The 16,894-nt window shown below is 47.2% G+C and carries 20 protein-coding genes and 1 pseudogene; 5 read left to right on the plus strand and 16 right to left on the minus strand.

The window, feature by feature from the left end; translation table 11 throughout:
* Positions 1–117 precede the first annotated feature (117 nt).
* The 16 genes from PEB0122_RS06505 to PEB0122_RS06580 all read right to left on the minus strand — a co-directional run bounded on the left by PEB0122_RS06505 (position 118) and on the right by PEB0122_RS06580 (position 12,503).
* Entirely contained in the window at positions 118–1,209 is a 1,092-nt protein-coding gene (locus PEB0122_RS06505) for a flagellin N-terminal helical domain-containing protein (RefSeq protein ID WP_075916171.1), read from the minus strand.
* Between the two features lie 205 nt (positions 1,210–1,414).
* Positions 1,415–2,182, minus strand: a complete 768-nt coding sequence (gene fliP / locus PEB0122_RS06510) for a flagellar type III secretion system pore protein FliP (protein WP_083650247.1) — start codon at positions 2,180–2,182, stop codon at positions 1,415–1,417.
* On the minus strand, positions 2,179–2,673 hold the full coding sequence (locus tag PEB0122_RS06515) for a flagellar basal body-associated FliL family protein (RefSeq protein ID WP_075870286.1): 495 nt from the start codon (positions 2,671–2,673) through the stop codon (positions 2,179–2,181). Before PEB0122_RS06515 ends, fliP begins: the two co-directional genes overlap by 4 nt.
* Before the next feature lie 177 nt (positions 2,674–2,850).
* Positions 2,851–3,573, minus strand: a complete 723-nt coding sequence (gene flgH, locus PEB0122_RS06520; RefSeq protein ID WP_075870455.1) for a flagellar basal body L-ring protein FlgH — start codon at positions 3,571–3,573, stop codon at positions 2,851–2,853.
* 14 nt (positions 3,574–3,587) lie between these two features.
* Positions 3,588–4,193 (minus strand): MotE family protein, encoded by a 606-nt coding sequence (locus PEB0122_RS11965; protein ID WP_075870287.1) that lies wholly within the window; start codon positions 4,191–4,193, stop codon positions 3,588–3,590.
* Positions 4,190–5,434 (minus strand): flagellar basal body P-ring protein FlgI, encoded by a 1,245-nt coding sequence (locus PEB0122_RS06530; protein WP_083639818.1) that lies wholly within the window; start codon positions 5,432–5,434, stop codon positions 4,190–4,192. The genes PEB0122_RS11965 and PEB0122_RS06530 overlap by 4 nt, the downstream gene beginning before the upstream one ends.
* Complete coding sequence (gene flgA / locus PEB0122_RS06535) at positions 5,431–5,892, minus strand: flagellar basal body P-ring formation chaperone FlgA (RefSeq protein WP_075870288.1); 462 nt, start codon at positions 5,890–5,892, stop codon at positions 5,431–5,433. The genes PEB0122_RS06530 and flgA overlap by 4 nt, the downstream gene beginning before the upstream one ends.
* A 6-nt stretch (positions 5,893–5,898) precedes the next feature.
* Positions 5,899–6,696 (minus strand): flagellar basal-body rod protein FlgG, encoded by a 798-nt coding sequence (flgG, locus tag PEB0122_RS06540; RefSeq protein WP_075870457.1) that lies wholly within the window; start codon positions 6,694–6,696, stop codon positions 5,899–5,901.
* Between the two features lie 60 nt (positions 6,697–6,756).
* Positions 6,757–7,107: a flagellar hook-basal body complex protein FliE gene (gene fliE / locus PEB0122_RS06545; protein ID WP_075916173.1), complete on the minus strand. Its 351-nt coding sequence runs from the start codon at positions 7,105–7,107 to the stop codon at positions 6,757–6,759.
* Between the two features lie 2 nt (positions 7,108–7,109).
* Entirely contained in the window at positions 7,110–7,298 is a 189-nt protein-coding gene (locus tag PEB0122_RS06550) for a hypothetical protein (RefSeq protein WP_075870290.1), read from the minus strand.
* A 4-nt stretch (positions 7,299–7,302) separates the two neighbouring features.
* A complete protein-coding gene (gene flgC / locus PEB0122_RS06555) occupies positions 7,303–7,722 on the minus strand; it encodes a flagellar basal body rod protein FlgC (RefSeq protein ID WP_178391797.1) in 420 nt (139 codons plus the stop codon).
* A complete protein-coding gene (gene flgB / locus PEB0122_RS06560) occupies positions 7,722–8,108 on the minus strand; it encodes a flagellar basal body rod protein FlgB (RefSeq protein WP_075870291.1) in 387 nt (128 codons plus the stop codon). Before flgB ends, flgC begins: the two co-directional genes overlap by 1 nt.
* 392 nt (positions 8,109–8,500) lie before the next feature.
* Positions 8,501–9,415 (minus strand): hypothetical protein, encoded by a 915-nt coding sequence (locus PEB0122_RS11580; RefSeq protein WP_143238803.1) that lies wholly within the window; start codon positions 9,413–9,415, stop codon positions 8,501–8,503.
* Between the two features lie 24 nt (positions 9,416–9,439).
* Positions 9,440–10,819 carry a FliI/YscN family ATPase gene (locus PEB0122_RS06570; RefSeq protein WP_075913408.1) on the minus strand — a complete coding sequence of 460 codons (1,380 nt, stop codon included), beginning with the start codon at positions 10,817–10,819 and terminating at the stop codon, positions 9,440–9,442.
* 59 nt (positions 10,820–10,878) lie between these two features.
* Positions 10,879–11,619, minus strand: a complete 741-nt coding sequence (gene flgF, locus PEB0122_RS06575; protein WP_178391793.1) for a flagellar basal-body rod protein FlgF — start codon at positions 11,617–11,619, stop codon at positions 10,879–10,881.
* An 83-nt stretch (positions 11,620–11,702) separates the two neighbouring features.
* Positions 11,703–12,503: a DUF1217 domain-containing protein gene (locus tag PEB0122_RS06580; RefSeq protein WP_075916175.1), complete on the minus strand. Its 801-nt coding sequence runs from the start codon at positions 12,501–12,503 to the stop codon at positions 11,703–11,705.
* 286 nt (positions 12,504–12,789) lie between these two features.
* Here PEB0122_RS06580 and motA point away from each other — a divergent pair, with 286 nt between their 5' ends.
* The 5 genes and pseudogenes from motA (at position 12,790) to PEB0122_RS06605 (ending at position 16,888) form a co-directional block, all read left to right on the plus strand.
* Positions 12,790–13,665 (plus strand): flagellar motor stator protein MotA, encoded by an 876-nt coding sequence (gene motA / locus PEB0122_RS06585; protein ID WP_075870295.1) that lies wholly within the window; start codon positions 12,790–12,792, stop codon positions 13,663–13,665.
* 3 nt (positions 13,666–13,668) lie between these two features.
* Positions 13,669–14,691, plus strand: coding sequence for a FliM/FliN family flagellar motor switch protein (locus PEB0122_RS06590; protein WP_083650250.1), 1,023 nt, complete (start codon positions 13,669–13,671; stop codon positions 14,689–14,691).
* The gene (locus tag PEB0122_RS06595) at positions 14,669–15,139 is read left to right on the plus strand and encodes a BAB2_0123 family type IV secretion system effector (RefSeq protein WP_225867809.1); all 471 of its coding nucleotides are present in this window, start codon (positions 14,669–14,671) and stop codon (positions 15,137–15,139) included. The genes PEB0122_RS06590 and PEB0122_RS06595 overlap by 23 nt, the downstream gene beginning before the upstream one ends.
* A gap of 326 nt (positions 15,140–15,465) precedes the next feature.
* Positions 15,466–15,705 (plus strand): annotated as a pseudogene (gene fliN, locus PEB0122_RS06600) (flagellar motor switch protein FliN); the annotation flags it as partial.
* Positions 15,706–15,733: 28 nt separating this feature from the next.
* Positions 15,734–16,888, plus strand: a complete 1,155-nt coding sequence (locus tag PEB0122_RS06605) for a flagellar motor switch protein FliG (protein ID WP_075916177.1) — start codon at positions 15,734–15,736, stop codon at positions 16,886–16,888.
* The last annotated feature ends 6 nt before the right edge of the window (positions 16,889–16,894 follow it).

Raw genomic sequence — 16,894 nt, forward strand, 5'->3', positions numbered from 1 at the left:
ACAGGCACTAACAAGAATTGATAGATCCTGAATAAAAAAAGGCCGCGTGAATAACGCGGCCTTTTGAATAACGAAGCAACTCCGGTTGCATTTGCGACCGGAAGAGCACGATTGCTATTACTGACGGAACAGCGACAAGATGTTCTGGCTGTTCTGGTTTGCAATCGACAAAGCCTGAATGCCCAATTGCTGTTGAACCTGCAAAGAAGCAAGGCGGGCAGATTCTGCATTCATATCGGCATCAACCAGTGAACCGACACCTTTATCAATAGCGTCCATCAACTTGCTGACATAGTCGATCTGGCCTGTAACCTGAGCCTTCGCAGCACCCAAAGAAGCACCGGCTGTAATAACATTATCACTTGCAGTTGCTCTTGAAGACTGCGTTACATCAATAATGTCTTTTATCGCAGCGTCTGAAAGTCCTGTCAAATCGGTGTTGACAAAATCGGCAACCGTGAAACCTTTAATCGCATCTTTGAAAGTCTTATTGGCTGCAGCAATTTGTTCATCCGTTGCCGGTTTAGCCTCTACAGGCGGAGTTTGCGTAGGATCAGCAGCTGTACCAGCCAATGCAGTGTCCAAAGCTTTAGCTGCATCTTGGAGATCTTTCGCTGTCTTGCCCGACGTTCCGAAAACGCTTTGCAATACGCCTTTTGTCAAATCGAATTCACCAGGCTTATCTGCATCCGGTTTTGCAAAGTTGAGTGTTGCACCGCCAACATTAATCATATCAACGTAAACATTCGAACCTTCACGACGATAAGCACCGGCAATCTGCATTGTCGCGCCACCGCTACCAAGAATGTTCTTTTCTGCCAAAGAAGCCGAATAAACTGCCGACTTGATGTCTTCCATATTGCCTTTAACGTCGTTCTGGACCTTCTTGACATCGCCTTCGCCTTTTTCATAAGCGGTCATAAGCGATTTCGAGATATTATCCAGATAATCTTTCGATTTGTTAATGGTTGTATCGGCAACATCAATCTGGCTTTTACCAAGTGACATTGCATCGGAAACAGCACTCAATGTGTTGCGATCCGAACGCATGGCCGAAGAAATTGACCAATAAGCGGTGTTGTCGGAAGCTTCGTTAATGCGCAAGCCCGTTGAAACACGGCGCTGCGTTGTGTCCATACTATCACCAATTGAACGCAGTGTTTGCAAAGCATTCATCGCGGATTGGTTGGTAAGTAGACTTGTACCCATAATAATTGTCCCTTCGGATTAAAGTTTAACAGGGACATGCTGGCCAACCAGCGGGTGACAGAGCGGCTTCATGCCTATCAGTTTTGTCGGTGTTCTTTTAAAACACCTCACTAACCTGTCACGCCTTATATTTAGTCGGCTTAACAATAAAAATAAAGGCCTTTTTGAATTTTTTTTTGAAAATCTTCCAAACAAGCAATTTCGTTCAGCTAAACGAGCGGATAAGGCTGCCCACAAGCAAATTCCATCCGTCAATCAAAACGAAAAACAGAATTTTAAAGGGAAGTGATATAACAGTCGGCGGCAACATCATCATGCCCATAGACATTGTCAAAGTTGCAACGACAAGGTCGATAACCAGAAATGGCAAAACAATGAGAAAACCGATTTCAAAACCGCGCCGCAATTCGGAAATCATAAAAGCCGGTACAAGAACACGGTAATCAACCTGTTCTCCCGACCCCACATGAAACGAAGGGTCTGCAAGGTCGACAAAAAGATCAAGATCCTTTTCCCGCACCTGACTGAGCATGAATTCACGAAACGGCTGCCCGATGCGCGCTGCCGCCTGTTGCTCGGTAATTTCATTATTCATAAGCGGTTGAACGCCACCGGTCCAAGCCTGATTGAAGGTTGGAGCCATAACATAAAAAGTCATGAACAAAGCAAGCGATATCATGACAAGATTGGAGGGAGCCGTTTGCAAACCGAGGCCGGAACGCAAGAGCGAAAACGCTATGGCAAAGCGGGTAAAGCTTGTTACCATTATGAGCAATCCCGGTGCAACGGAAAGAACTGTCAACAAACCGAAGAGTTGAACAATGCGCCCGCTTATCGACCCGCCCGCCTGAGGCAACAGGTTTGACAACGAATTTCCGGAAGTTGCCTGTGCAGCGGCATTGGTTTCCTGCGCAAAGGCACTGCCAACGCCAAAAAGTAAAATAACCAGACAAAACAGGAAGAGCCGTTTCATTGCTCGATCACCAGGCTGGAAATCAACACATTGGTTACTTTACCCTTTGAACGGGTACGGGCCCTATCAACCAAATCCTCGCGAAGATTCATGAGTCCGGATGCACCCTTGATCTGGGCAATCGTACTGTTTCGCAAAAACGCCAGAAAATCGTTGGATATTTCAGCTGCAACAGAAGGTGCAAGCACCTCTCCCGGTTGGGATACAAGCGAACATTCCACACGAATCCATGCATTGTTGGGCGCTGCCATATTGGTGAGAATTGGCGTCAAAACCGTAACGCTGCTATTGGAAGCAATTGTATCGGCTGTCTTTTGGGCCTGATTTTTTGGTTCAACCGGAGGGGGTGCAATTTCCTTGCCAATCTGCGTTCCCAAAAACCAGCCGCCACCAGCGGCAACCAAGGTCAAAATAACACCGGCAAGAAGCAGTGCCTTGATGCCACTGTCTTTTTTTGCTTTTCCATCACCTTTTTCAGGCTCGCCAGCCATAAAAACCTCTTAGGTTAACATTAAAGGCATTTGCGCCCAATCATAGTTTATTATTCTATCGAAAAATAGATGAATAAACCTTAAAGTGCCAAGCTTTCAAGCCTTTATCCAAGACTTAAAAATAAAGGGAGCCGGTTGAAGGCGAAGCTCCCTTTATCATCACATTGTCCAATTCCATCAGAACGGTGATATCTGGTTCATAATCTGCTGGCCGTAAGGTGGCTGCTGAATTTCGCTCATGCGACCACGGCCGCCGTAAGAAATACGGGCTTCAGCGATTTTATCGTATTCGATGGTATTGTTACCGGTAATATCACGTGGACGAACAACGCCTGCGACATTGAGAACACGCAATTCATAGTTGACGCGAACTTCCTGCGAGCCGTTAATGACCAGATTGCCGTTTGGCAAAACATCGGTAACGACTGCGGCAACCGACAATTTGATATCTTCTTTACGTTCAACCTTCGCATCGCCCTTCGAGTGTGCTGTTGAATCGCCATTCACACTACCACCATTTTTGCCGATCAATGGATAGGTTGCACCCAAGGTATATTTGCCATTGGCATCACGTTTCAAATCGCTCTTGTTATTCAAATTGGCACGGTCATTAATCAAAATCTGGACAGTGAGCACATCCCCCGGTTTCATTGCGCGAGGATCGCGGTAAAAGCTGTTTGATGAAGACCGATAGAGCGAATATTTGCTTTCTTTCGGTTTTGTCGGATAAATATCGGGGTTCATCGACGGTGCATAACCAAGATCTGCCCGAACCGGCGAAAAGTCAGGCACCGAGTTGAAGTCCTTTGTATTGTAAGAACAGCCAGAAAGCGCAACCGTTGCCAGAACGACACTGATAAGCGCGACTCTTGATTTACGGATGTCTAAAACGTTTTTCATTTGTTCAACTTTCTTCATTGGCCTGCTTTTACAGCCTTTGGTGCCGGCTTGTTTTCCGGCGGAAGTTTTTGTGCGCTGACCAGAACTTTGGTCAGATTTGCCGACTTTTCCGGTGGCAATTCATTCATAATGGCACTCGAGACACGCGGCGTCAGTTTCAACATAATGGCGGCAGCTGCAAAATCATCCACCAGTGCCAATTGGGCAGCTGCAGCATCCGGACGCATTTTGGAAATGATATTGACCAATGAATCCTGAGCTTTTGCCAGAAATTCGTTTCTCTTGTTCAGCCAATTCTCATATTCCTCGCGTTTCTCTTCCAGAACCTTGATGCGATCATCAATCTGCATGCGCAATTGTTGTAATTGCTGGCTCTGCAATTCAAAACGGGCATCGGCTGCCTGACTGTCGATATTGCCGCAGAACTTTTCGATTTCATCCTGTGAAGCATTGGCAGAAGGAAGTCCGCGTTGTGCAGAAGGTGCAGCAGGAGCTGGCGGAATTGTTGATGCTTTATTGGTGCCCGATGCCCCGCCCTTTTGAGCCAAAGCATTGTTCATTAGCCCTAAAAAAGGAACCAGCCCCAGAACTGCAAGAACTTTACGCCGCGATCCGATCATTGAACTACAAGCTCCGCATGAAGTGCACCGGAAGTTTTAATCGCCTGTAAGATGGCGATGATGCCGGTGGGCTTGACACCGATCTGGTTCAAACCTTTAACCAGATTATCGAGATTGGTACCGCCCAGAATGCCGATATTGGAGGTCTGTTCATTTGCATCGACGGCTGTTTGTGGCAAAACGACTGTGTCGCCTGTTTCACTGAACGGCTCGGGCTGTGAAGCGTAAGGCGTTTCAGTAACACGAACTGTCAAGCTGCCGTGAGAAATGGCAACGCGCGATACACGAACCTTCTCACCGATGACAACGGTGCCTGTACGTTCATCAACAACAACACGGGCAACTTCGTCTGTCGGGATAGGCAGTCCCTCGATTTCTGCAATAAAACGGGCGGCAGTAATACTTGCCGGTTTTTTCAAAACAACCGTTTTGGCATCGCGTTCTTTTGCAACACTTTGATGATAGCGTTTGTTGGCAAAAACATTGACCAGATCGGCAACGCGGATAGCTGTTGAAAAATCGGGATTATGCAATTCCAGAACTATATCGGCATCGCGGTTGAAATTGCCTTCAACCTTGCGTTCGACCAACGCACCATTCGGAATACGACCTGACGTCGGAACCCCTTGCGTTACAGTTTCTGCATTACCTTTTGCCGCAAAACCCGAAATGATCATGTTGCCTTGCGCAACAGCGTAAGTCTCGCCATCAGCACCAAGAAGCGGTGTCATAACCAGTGTACCACCTTGTAGCGACTTTGCGTCACCCAGTGACGAAACACTGACATCAATCCTTGAACCGGGAGTCGCAAAAGGCGGAATGTCGGCGGTAACAATAACCGCAGCAATATTGTTTGCACGCGAAGCACCAGCCGGCGGACTAATTCCCAGATTGTCGAGCATGGCGCGCAAGGACTGTTCGGTAAAAGGCGAATTACGCAAAGAGTCGCCGGTTCCATTAAGACCGATAACCAAGCCGTAACCGACAAGCTGGTTTTCACGAACACCCTGAATTTCCGCAATATCTTTCAATCTTGCAACAACGCCGGGGCGAGAAAGGTCCGAATAGCGCATCTTTGCCGGATCACCACCCGAACCGAGCCATGAAGCATCCGACGCCGCTTCAGAATTGAAATGGCGAACATTGCGGCCACCTTCATCGGCAAATGCGGGCATAATGCCCATCAGCAAAGCCGCAACAATTCCTAACGAACGACCAATCTTTAACGAACAACTAATCATTGTCCACCTACCCTGACACTGCCGTCAGACAAGATTGTACCGCTCACAATGCGCCCCGAATCGACATTGCGAACCTTGATATAATCGCCTGCACTGCCGGGCTCCATCGAAACACCTGAAGCGGTGATAACAAGATCACCGGCACTGAAGACAAGTTTTGTAGTTTGACCACGCTCAACCAGAACAGGATCCCCCAAAGATGATAACGAGATCGGGCGGCCTGCCGGCAATGTCCTTTTTGCAACTTTGTTCAAGGCCTGCTTGACATCGGTTACATATAAAGGAGCTGCATCAACCTTGATGTAAAACATCCTTTCGCTGAGACCGACATTGCTGACAGGCTGGCCTGCATAGACTGTCGTGGTCGGAACGAGAAAGCCTATCCTATCCGCATAGGCTTGCGTTATCGACGCAGTCGACAACAATAAACCGGCAAGAAGGAGAGAAAGCTTTTTCATTTTAGATTACCTTAAATTCTTCGAAACAACGGCCGACATTTCATCAGCGGCCTGTATAACTTTCGAATTCATTTCGTAAGCACGTTGAGCCGCTATCAATTCGGTAATTTCTTTGACCGGATCAACGTTGGAAGCTTCAAGATAGCCCTGCATGATCGACCCGTAGTTTTCTTCACCAGGATTACCTGCGATCGGTGCGCCCGAAGCCTGTGTTTCACGAAACAGGTTATCACCAACCGGCTCGAGACCTGCTTCATTGGTAAAATTGATCATGTTGAGACGACCAGCTTCAACCGGTGCAGCATCCGCATCCGGCTGATAGGTCACGCGACCATCGGCACTCACTGTAATAACGCCGTTTTTACCGATTTCATTCGGAACCGTAATAACCGGCTGGACGAGGTTACCATCAAGGGTAACAACCTGTCCGTTCTCATTCAGGTTGAACGCGCCGGAACGGGTGTAAAAGGTATTCCCGTTCGGATCCTGAATTTCAAAATAACCACGCCCTCTGATAGCCAGATCCAGTGAATTGTTTGTCTGGACGAACGAACCTTGCATGTTGTTTTTACGAACTGCAGCGGTACGAACACCAAGACCGACAATGGCACCTTCCGGAATGGTTGCTTCATTCATCATATTGGGAACGCCAACGGCACGATCTGTCGTGTACATAAGATCGCTGAATTCGGCGCGGGAACGTTTGTAACCAGTGGTGTTGATGTTTGCGATGTTGTTTGCAATCACATCAAGATTGGTCTGCTGGGCGTTCATACCGGTGGCCGCAATTGATAAAGATCTCATAACCATTGGACTTTTCCCTTTATTTTATTTTCCTGTTCACCTGTTACCCGAGCCATTCCGTCAGATTTGCATACGGCTGACTTCGAGATAAGCCTGAACAATCTTGTCTCTGATGGCGATTGCCGTATTCAATGAACGTTCGGCATCCATAACCGAATTGACAACTTCACGAACCGACACGTCTCCACCTTCCATTTTTTGCATTGAAAGGCTTTCGGCCTTTTCAAGATTATTTCCGACCGCTCCGCTAACTTCAGCGAGTACCTGATCGAAACTAGGACTTTTTACACCCTGAGCCTGACCTGAAGCTTGCGTGTCTGAAGAAGTTATCTGGCTGGTATTTGCGCCATATGATTGCCCCAACCTTTCAAGAGCGGCACGTGTTGTTGCTGATGTTAACGACTGTATCATTATCAAATCCCCGTCATTTTCAGTGCATTTGCAAGCAGATGTGCAGACCGGCAGATAACTTCGAGATTGGCTTTATAGTTACTCTTATCGCTAATCTTTATAATCTGGCCTTTGATATTGATTTCATTATTACTCAATTGTTCTTCGAGCTTGGAAAGATTTTTATCTTTATTTATCGATATGGTATTCAACTTATTAACCTCTCAGCAGGTCAATTGTCTGGGATACAAGATCCCGGGCCTGACGAATAACTTGTAGATTTGCTTCATAAGACCGGTTGGCTTCACGCATATCTGCCATTTCAACAATTGCATTCACATTCGGATATTTTACATAACCGTTTGCATCGGCCGCCGGATGTCCCGGCTCATATTTGACAATGTAAGGTGATTTATCGGTAGAAATCCGTGCAATTTCGACGCCTTGCGCATCTTCATAAGGATTGAGAGCTGCTTCAAAGCTGACAGTCTTGCGCTGATAAGGGTTTGCGGCGGCAGTATCGCCTGTCGAATTGGCATTGGCCATATTTTCCGCAATAATACGAAGGCGTGTAGATTGGGCTGCAAGGCCCGTTGTTGCGACACGTCCAGCGGCAACAAGTGGATCAGACATGATCACGATCCTCCTTTAACTGTAGCCATCATCATTCGATGAAAAGCTTTTACAATAACGGTATTGAGTGACATTTGCTGGCCGATTTCACCACCTTTACGCATCTCTTCTTCGAGATTGACGTTATTTCCCGAATGCGTGGTTTCAATCGTCTCTTCCGGCCGGATTGCATGAGATTCCATGCCATTATCCGTGACATCCATGTGTTTGCTGTTTGTCACGGCCATCGCCATGGTGTCATTGTTGAGAATGGCAGCAAAATCTTTAACTTCGCGCGCCTTGTATCCGGGCGTATTCACGTTCGCAACGTTACTTGCCACGGTTTTCTGGCGTGCTGCCAACCAGTCGGCTTGTTTATTTGCTAAATTGAAAAGATTTACCGGATCCATTGTCACATACTCTCTTGAACAGTTTGAACAATAGACGGTTAAACTTGCGCGAGACTTGCGTTCGCGATATTTTTATAGAAATAAAAAATATTACAATCAATTCAATATGTTATAGAACATCTAATAAAATTTTTAGAACTTCGAATCCTTGAAAATCAAACCCGACTTGTATCTTTTTTAACCGAATTGAGCTTTAAAGACATAGAGCTTACGTCAATTTCGCTAATCGTCATTCCAATAGACGTGCAATTTTCAGGCTGAATATAGTTTGTTTAAAAATTAATCTTTTCTGTTTATTCGAGATATCCTTTTCGAAAACAAAAGATGTTTATTATCTGTATTCATCAGTATTGATATTGTTACGACAGATTGAAGCGTCATGATTTCTTGGTTCAGTGATGAACAGGAACAATTCCTCTCGAGGTCTTCAATGCAACTTTCCCGTTCTCGCTATCTTTCGTAACCCTTATATAATAGCTTCCGTCGGGAAGTTTGCTGCCCGGCCTTGCAAACCAGTAGCCCTGATCATATTCGATCATTGCCATCCCGTCGATAACATCCTTTACCACATAATCTTTGGATTTTGGCGCCGTCGGTTTCAAACTTCCATCTGTCGCGTCCGGATTTGCAGCCTTGGGAAGCCCCTTCCCGTTCGACATAATTGCTTTTTGTGAATCGTAATCGCGTGGTGCATAAGGATCAACACGGTCAATGCCTTCGAACCGCTCGCGTTTATACCAACCTTCATGTGGCCTGAACGTGTTGACAGCAGCCGTTTGGCTGTCAGGTGTTGCAGCTCCACCTTGACCGCCAATCTGGAAAGCATAAACGACAAATGGCAAGCTTCCGCACCCAATGGCTACGGCAACGCCAAAAGCCCGCAACATTGAATCGACCGAATTGAAAATGCCGAAGAGTGTACCTGTCGACGAACTGGCAGCAGAATTTGCAATCGTCAATGACTGGAGCCCGGCAAGCCCCGCAGAAATGACCCCGATTACTCTTTTGAAAATACCGGAATGTTTTTTGGCATATGGGTCAACACGATCAATCGTTTCTGGCGTATCAATTTCATCAGGATTGCGCCAGAACAACCAATGCTGGTTCCGATTTTTACGGAGTTCATCAGAATTTATTCTATCGGTTTCGATATGTTCGAGATCCTGTAGAAGCTTTGATAATTCCCGTTCTGTGTCGTCACTGCGTTTTCTATTTGCACGACTTTTCATCCTGAAACCGCCAAAACTTTGATGATCGGCATTACCAAAGTTCGGAAAAGATGAACCAAAATTTGTGATATCAGTCATAAGTGGCATTCTCCTGCGCGTCGTTTAAGCCGCCTGATTTTTCAGGGCTTTGGCAAGATCATCATAAGGATCACGGGAAACCGGCGTATCCGGAGACTGGTTCATTGCCTCGTAAATTCGTGGCACCAGAACAACGGCCTGATCAAGCACCGGATCAGACCCCGGATGATAGGCGCCCATGGCACGTAAATCGCGTGTTTCTTCATAACGCGAAATCATTTCTTTCAAACTTCTTACGAGCTTTTTCTGTTCGGCAGTCCAGCTATGGGGGGCAAGACGCGAAATCGAACCGGGGATATCGATTGCCGGATAACGGCCTTGAGCGGCAATGACCCTGTCAAGCACAATGTGACCATCCAAAATACCACGAATGGCATCGGCAATCGGATCATTATGGTCATCTCCATCAACCAGAACTGCGTAAACGCCGGTAATTGACCCTTTTCCTTCGGGCCCTGGACCAGCGCGTTCCAACAAACGAGGCAAATCACTGAACACACTTGGCGGAAAACCGCGCGAAACCGGTGGCTCACCTGCTGCAATTGCCACCTCGCGGGCAGCCAGTGCATAACGGGTGATGGAATCGACCATCAATAAGACGTTATCGCCCAGAGAACAAAAATATTCGGCTATGGTTGTCGCCATTGCAGGCGCAAGGCGGCGCATCATCGGGCTTTCATCACCCGTTGCAACGACTGTGACAACTTTGGAAAGTTTTCCTTTCATCGTGTCATCAAGCATGTCGCGAACTTCACGGCCACGTTCACCCGTCAATGCCAGAACGACCGTATCAAAATCATCAGTCGCGGTCATCATGGCCAATAATGTCGATTTTCCGACGCCGGAACCGGCAAAAATACCGATACGTTGACCAAAACAAAGAGGCGTGAAAATATCGATAACCTTGACGCCTGTGCGTAATCCTTTGCCGACACGTGCTCTTTTCAAAGCCGGCACGGCATGGGTTTCAACCGGCATTTTGTTTTCACCTGTAACAATCGGGCCAAGATCGTCAATTGCTTCCCCCAAAGCATTGACGACCCGTCCTTTCCATGATTTGTCGGGCGAAGCCAACAGAGGACCATTCGGAAATACCGAGGCATTGAGTGCCGGAACAACAGTTTCATCAAACGGCTTGATCAACACATGATCTTCGTTGACACGAATAATTTCACCACGAGCCATATTATGCCCGCAATCGATCAAAACATTATCACCAAGAGCTACAGAATCGGAAAGACCACGGGCAGCAACAGCAACACGCGAGACATCACTGACCATTCCGCCTTTACTGACCAAAGGTGACTGTTGGCGTTTTTCCTGCTCGGCAAATGCAACAAGTAAAGAGAGTGCATTTTTACGGGAAATGCTCAAATCTTCGCTTTTTTGTCCGATATTTTCCATGACAGTGCTTTCTGTGAATCTGATAGCCCAAACTTATAAATTTGCCGACGAGCTAGCCGTTATTGACTTTTACCGCCCAGTGTCTGGATTGCCTGGGTGCTTCTTTCTTCTTGCTGGCGCATCATCGCTTCAACGCGCTCGAAAGCTCTTGAGACTTCGATCAGACGTGTCATTTCAACAACGCCATTCACATTGGAATTTTCGAGAAAACCTTGTACGACGCCGTTTGCAGCGTCCCCCTGCATGGGTATCGGGGCTTTGTCAGGCACAACCGAAGCATTCGGACCGTAGCTTAACTTGCTATCAGGCTGGAATTGATAGAGCCCGATGGCAGCGACCTGCAAGTTGTTCTGATAAATTGCACCGTCAGCGGCAATTCTTGGCGTTCCGTTTGCAGGATCTATCTGTATCGGTGCGCCGCCATTATCCAGAAATGGATAACCTTGCACCGAAACAAGGCCACCTTCGGGTGTCATAATCATGCGCCCGTCACGGGTATAAACCTGACCTGTAGGCGTTTGTAATGAAAAATAGGAATCGCCGTTCACCGCTACATCCAGCGGATTACCGGTTTGTGTTACCGGACCGCGATTGGTTGAAATATAGGTTTGGCCGGCACTGCTAAAATTTACATTCTGGTTATTGTCACGGGCGACAGGCGAAACGAGAGAAGCAAATTTCATCTCTTCCGAGCGATAACCTGTTGTGTTTACATTGGCCATATTGCGCGCAATGGTCTCCATGCGCTTTTCTAAACTGATTTGCCCCGAAACACCGACATAGATCGGATTTTGCATCAATCTTTGTCCTTTCCTGCCCGGACAGTTTTAAGCCGTCCGGCTTGTGAATGGGTGAACAAAAGATCAACGCAAAGGCGCTATGATCAATTGCCACCCGGTTTAAGCGACTGCATCGCAATCATCGAGGCATTCGAAAAGCCGAATGTGCTCCCCGTATTTGTGCTTTGCAGAAGAGTTAATGCAGGACTTACCTGCGGTTGGTTTTTGGCGTCATACATTGCCGAAAACCGTGCGATAAATTTTTCCAATTTGGTTGAATCGGCCAAATCATCAAAATCCATACGCTGTTCGAGAAGGCGTTTTTGCGCATCGACATCGGAACCGCGCACGCTGTCTGGAATACCGAGAGCTGTAAAGACAACCGATGAAAGCGCCTTATCGGCAATGATCTGATAAGCCCAATCATCCTTTGACAGGGTACCGCTTTGAGCCATGCCACCAACGGTACGCGTAAAATAAAGCGCAAGACGTGTACCTTCATTCTGGTCACCGACCTCTGTTTCCAAAGTTTGCTGCATGTATTTATTGACAGTAGCCGTTGTTGCACTGTCTTGCGAGGTAGCCTTATCGCCATATTTATCGAAGTTGAAAGCAGCCGCAAATTGTTGGTAGCGCTTGTCTGTAAGCGCGGTAGCATAATCGGCATCGGTCAAAACCTTGCGCATCATGCCCTTGGCATAGCTCATATCCTCAAGGCCATAAGCCTTCATCGCATAATTGAAAAGGCGCGTATTACCAAGAAAATCGTCAACTGTTTTTACGCTCAAAATATTCTGAGTATAATAATCTGTCTCGCGCTTGACACTGGGTTCAGTCATAACCCGGTTCAATGTCTTCGACATATTATCGATTGTATTTCTATAGCTGACATAAGTGCCAATCATAGGATTACCTTTCCTCAGTAAATCTTGTGTAACGGATGAAGCTTGCCCGAAGCTGAACTCACTGTTACAACAAAGCTGATCTGTTTTTATCGCAACTTTCAGACGTGAATGAATATATCATAATAGTCTTTATTATTATATATAATATCAAGAATGCCTGTTTTTTAGCGTTCTGGCAAGAATCATGCGTTAATGTCACTTACGAATGATAGATTTTCATATGGCAAGCTTCACACAAGGCCGCTATTCTATACATTCGTTGAATTAAGAGATAGGAGCGTTTGCGTTGGGTGTTATTCTAGGACTAGCAATTGCACTTGGCTGTATCCTCGGAAGCTTCATGGCAATGGGGGGGCATGTATCAGTTCTTATGCAGCCTTGGGAGTTTGTCATTATCTTGGGCGCTGCATTCGGAACATTCATCATTGCCAATCCGTTTTCCGTCATTAAAGATACGATAAGGGCAACATTGGAAGCAATGAAGGAAGCCGTTCCCAAGCAAAAGGACTATCTTTCGTTGCTCGGACTTTTATATGCTTTGATGCGGGAAATGCGTTCCAAATCACGTTCGGAAGTTGAAGGTCACTTCGACAATCCGAAAGAGTCTTCCATTTTCCAGCAATATCCGACGATATTGAAAGACGACTCCATCACCAATTTTATTTGCGATTATTGTCGGCTTATTCTTGTCGGCAATGCCCGTCCATTTGAAATCGAAGCTTTGATGGATGAAGAAATCCACACGATTTCACAAGACGCATTAAAGTCGGCTTCGGCTTTGCAAACCGTGGCTGATGCATTGCCTGCTTTAGGTATTGTTGCCGCTGTTCTTGGTGTCGTCAAGGCGATGGGGCACCTTAATGAATCGCCTGAAGTTTTAGGCCACTACATTGGTGCAGCTCTGGTTGGTACCTTTGGTGGTATTTTCTTTGCTTATGCAGTTTTCGCTCCGATTGCCTCGAAGATCAAACTTGTACGTGGCAAGAAAACCCGTATTTATACTGTGATCAAACAAACATTGCTGGCCTATATGAATGGCGCAATGCCACAAATTGCCCTTGAATACGGGCGCAAAACAATTTCTGCAAAAGATCGTCCGACAATTGATGTCGTTGAACAAGAAGCAATCTCCGGTCAACCGGCAACGAAAGAGGCTGCATAAAATATGTCGGAAGCAACCCCAGATAAAGCCAAGGCAACAACCGGAGCGGCAGGACAAACTTCTTCCGACGCAGCCAAACCGGAGGCAGCACCTGAATCGGCAGAAGAGAAGAAAAAAGATGTTCTTGCCGAGCATATTTTACGTGCGGCCGGCATATCGAGTGACGATCTTCAATCGTTCCAACATGTCTTCGGCGATGCCGCAACAAATTTATGCGCAAGGTTGGCGCAATATACGTCTGCTACTTTCACCATAGAAGTTAAATCGCTTGACACACTGAAAGCGGATGCACTCCCGAAAATTATTACAGGGGATACACTCGTTGTAAGGTTCGAAGCAGACCATTGGGGTGGTGACGTATTGTTTGTTCTGGACGCAAATCTCGTGAGCATTGCAACAGATGCCTTTTTCGGGGCAGCCGAACCGGCAATCCTCAACCGTAATGGACGGCCTTTCAGTCCGGTCGAAACAAAAACCGGCGAAACATTGGCCGAAGTGTTGTCTGCTTCAATGGACGATGTATTCGGAAACGGTGATGGCACGCTGTTTAATTTCAAAGAAACAACGAATGCTCAAGATTTCGATATTGAAGAATTCGAACAGTTACGGATGTTTTCGTGTGTATTGTCGGTAAAATCGGGCGAGGTTGAAACAACGCTCAATCTGCTTCTTCCGCGGAGTTGTCATCGTCCGATACAGGAAGCTGTTACACGCGTTTTGCGCGCTCCTTCAACACGCACAGATCCCCTATGGGCGAAACGGTTGCGTCAGGAAGTTAGCCGCGCGCATGTTGGTATCGAAGCCTATATCATTCAAGGTTCCATGACTTTGGAAAACTTGATGAATATTCAGATCGGGCAAGTGTTGCCACTGCCGGCCAATGCTGTAAAGCAGGTAAGGTTACGCAGCGGCGATAAGCCACTTTATAAATGCTCCTTGGGCAAGGTTGGGTCAAATTTTTCTGTACGGGTTACAGACCCGATTGACGAAGAAGAGGAAATGTATGATGAACTGGTTCATAGTTAATATTATAGGCGCTGCTTTGGCGATGACATCAGTTGGTGTATTTGTCGTTACCTCGCGCAAACTTGCCAGTACAATCCGCTTGGGGCGCCAACTTGCAGAGCAGGTTCACGCTGCAACATCAAGTCTTGATCGGGCCGTCAAAGCTCTCAGAGAAGAACATCAGGATTTTCGGGACGAGAACAGAAAACTCGATGCCCGCATCACTGAGTCATCACGAATCCGCCGTGAAGTCGACCGCTCTGTTGCGCATATGGAAACGATCCGCAACCAGTTGCAAGGAGATTTTAACCGACTACGCGGTATATTGACAGCCCAATCACATGGGCCAACAGCAAATTCCGCTCCGGCTCATTCTGCAAATCCGCAGACAATGCGTAACAACGGCTTGCCGGTTTTTGTTCAACGGGTAGTGCATAAAGCAGATCTCGGCAAGAGGGTACAATTTTAACTACGACCGGCGTCAAACTGCAATGAAACGGTGAGAATATGGCAGACGATACAAAACCGACAACGACTCCACCACCCATGGGCGCAAAGCCGACAATGCCGCCGCGTCCGGCAGGTGCGGCCGCACCGGGAGGTTTTAAACCGAACCCGTCAGCAGGTGGAGCAGCTCCGTTTGCAGGCGCTCGTCCCGGAGGGGCCGCAGGTGGCTTTGGTGCTTCAAGACCGAACCCCGCTGGTGCCGGTTTCGGTGCTGGTGGTGGTTTTGGTGCAAACGCGGCAGCAGGCGCTAAAAACAATACGCAACCCCAACAGAGTGAACCAGCAGGCAATGCCGATCTCATTATGAGCATTCCGGTCGAAGTACAGGTTGTTCTGGGCGGCACCACAATGCCGGTTGCAACTTTGATGAATCTCGGGCGTGGCGCTGTTATCACACTGGACAAGCAAATCGGTGATCCGGTTGACATTGTTGTAAACGGTCGTGTGATCGCTCGTGGCGAAGTCATTGTTATGGAAGACGACTCATCGCGTTTTGGCGTAAGTTTGACCGAAATTATCGGCAAATAAAATGTTTGAATATGTTTGAAAGACAGTTATGGCGTCATCAGAACAGGAAAAACCGTCAGAAAATGTAGAACCTGCTGCACCGGCAACGGCACAGAAAACTTCCTCTTCTGTGATTGACGGACTGACCGGACAACAGAAGGTTGCGGCGCTTCTTGTTGCAATGGGCAAACCTGCGGCGGCAAAAATCCTCAAACATTTTTCACCGGATGATCTCCGCCGCTTGAGTGGGCAAGCACACACTTTACCGAATATTAGCCTTGCCGATTTTGATGTTCTGGTGCACCAGTTCGAGGATGCCTTTGCCGAAGGTGTATCTTTTTCGCAAGCAGGCGAGCGTTTCGACAATCTTGTACACGAAACTCTGCCGGAAGATGAAGCCGCAGCAGTGCTTGACCCTAATGCCACGCCGGCTATTCCGGAGGAAAGCCTGTGGGAAATCATGGGCAAAATGTCGGCTGAAGAACTGCAAGACCATATCTCGCAAGAACATCCGCAAGTGATTGCCTATATCGTTTCAAAACTACCCTCCGACCTTTCGGCAAAACTGCTTCTTCTCCAAACTATGGCCGAACGCGGAGATATTATTTATCGGACATTACATTTGCGGGCCGTTTTGCCAGTTGTCGACGAACTGCTGGATAAGGCATTGCGACCGGTTTTGATGCAGAAAAACGAAACTGCCGAGCAATCCCATTACGGCGAAGTTGCAAACATTTTGAACCAGCTGGATAAGAGCGAGATTGACGAAATGCTTGCAAGCCTTGACGGGCTTGATCCGGAAGATCTTGCAAAAATCAAATCCAAACTGTTTGTTTTCGAAGATATTCCACGTTTGTCTGCAAGGGCACGCCTGTTGCTTTTCGACGATATACCTTCCGACGTTATTATCACTGCCTTGCGGAATGCTGACAAGGATACGACCGAGACTATTTTGAGCTCGTTGTCGCAACGCAGCCGGCGCATGGTGGAAGCGGAACTGAAATCTCCGAACGACATGATTACGCAAGCCGATATAACCAATGCGCGTCGTACAATCGCGCAGCAGGCAATCAAGCTTGCTGGTGAAGGAAAAATCAGTCTCGCAGCAGATGAAACTCAAAATGGAGCCGAAGGGAGCACACCTGATAGCGACAAAAAAGCACCTGAAGGCGACGCAAAAGAAGCTGAAAAACCTAAAGAATGACAATAA

The sequence above is a fragment of the Ditibartonella apis genome (genome assembly GCF_001952075.1).
GTDB classification, from domain to species: Bacteria; Pseudomonadota; Alphaproteobacteria; order Rhizobiales; family Rhizobiaceae; genus Bartonella; species Bartonella apis.

Excerpts from the sequence above, each read along its gene's own strand:
- PEB0122_RS06595 (WP_225867809.1), top strand. The coding sequence starts at position 14,669 with ATGATGAACTGGTTCATAGTTAATATTATAGGCGCTGCTTTGGCGATG.
- PEB0122_RS06570 (WP_075913408.1), bottom strand. The coding sequence starts at position 10,819 with ATGGAAAATATCGGACAAAAAAGCGAAGATTTGAGCATTTCCCGTAAA.
- fliP (WP_083650247.1), bottom strand. The coding sequence starts at position 2,182 with ATGAAACGGCTCTTCCTGTTTTGTCTGGTTATTTTACTTTTTGGCGTT.
- flgA (WP_075870288.1), bottom strand. The coding sequence starts at position 5,892 with ATGAAAAAGCTTTCTCTCCTTCTTGCCGGTTTATTGTTGTCGACTGCG.
- PEB0122_RS06605 (WP_075916177.1), top strand. The coding sequence starts at position 15,734 with ATGGCGTCATCAGAACAGGAAAAACCGTCAGAAAATGTAGAACCTGCT.
- fliE (WP_075916173.1), bottom strand. The coding sequence starts at position 7,107 with ATGATACAGTCGTTAACATCAGCAACAACACGTGCCGCTCTTGAAAGG.
- flgH (WP_075870455.1), bottom strand. The coding sequence starts at position 3,573 with ATGAAAAACGTTTTAGACATCCGTAAATCAAGAGTCGCGCTTATCAGT.
- flgG (WP_075870457.1), bottom strand. The coding sequence starts at position 6,696 with ATGAGATCTTTATCAATTGCGGCCACCGGTATGAACGCCCAGCAGACC.
- PEB0122_RS11965 (WP_075870287.1), bottom strand. The coding sequence starts at position 4,193 with ATGATCGGATCGCGGCGTAAAGTTCTTGCAGTTCTGGGGCTGGTTCCT.
- PEB0122_RS11580 (WP_143238803.1), bottom strand. The coding sequence starts at position 9,415 with ATGACTGATATCACAAATTTTGGTTCATCTTTTCCGAACTTTGGTAAT.
- PEB0122_RS06590 (WP_083650250.1), top strand. The coding sequence starts at position 13,669 with ATGTCGGAAGCAACCCCAGATAAAGCCAAGGCAACAACCGGAGCGGCA.
- PEB0122_RS06530 (WP_083639818.1), bottom strand. The coding sequence starts at position 5,434 with ATGATTAGTTGTTCGTTAAAGATTGGTCGTTCGTTAGGAATTGTTGCG.
- PEB0122_RS06515 (WP_075870286.1), bottom strand. The coding sequence starts at position 2,673 with ATGGCTGGCGAGCCTGAAAAAGGTGATGGAAAAGCAAAAAAAGACAGT.
- PEB0122_RS06505 (WP_075916171.1), bottom strand. The coding sequence starts at position 1,209 with ATGGGTACAAGTCTACTTACCAACCAATCCGCGATGAATGCTTTGCAA.
- PEB0122_RS06580 (WP_075916175.1), bottom strand. The coding sequence starts at position 12,503 with ATGATTGGCACTTATGTCAGCTATAGAAATACAATCGATAATATGTCG.
- flgB (WP_075870291.1), bottom strand. The coding sequence starts at position 8,108 with ATGGATCCGGTAAATCTTTTCAATTTAGCAAATAAACAAGCCGACTGG.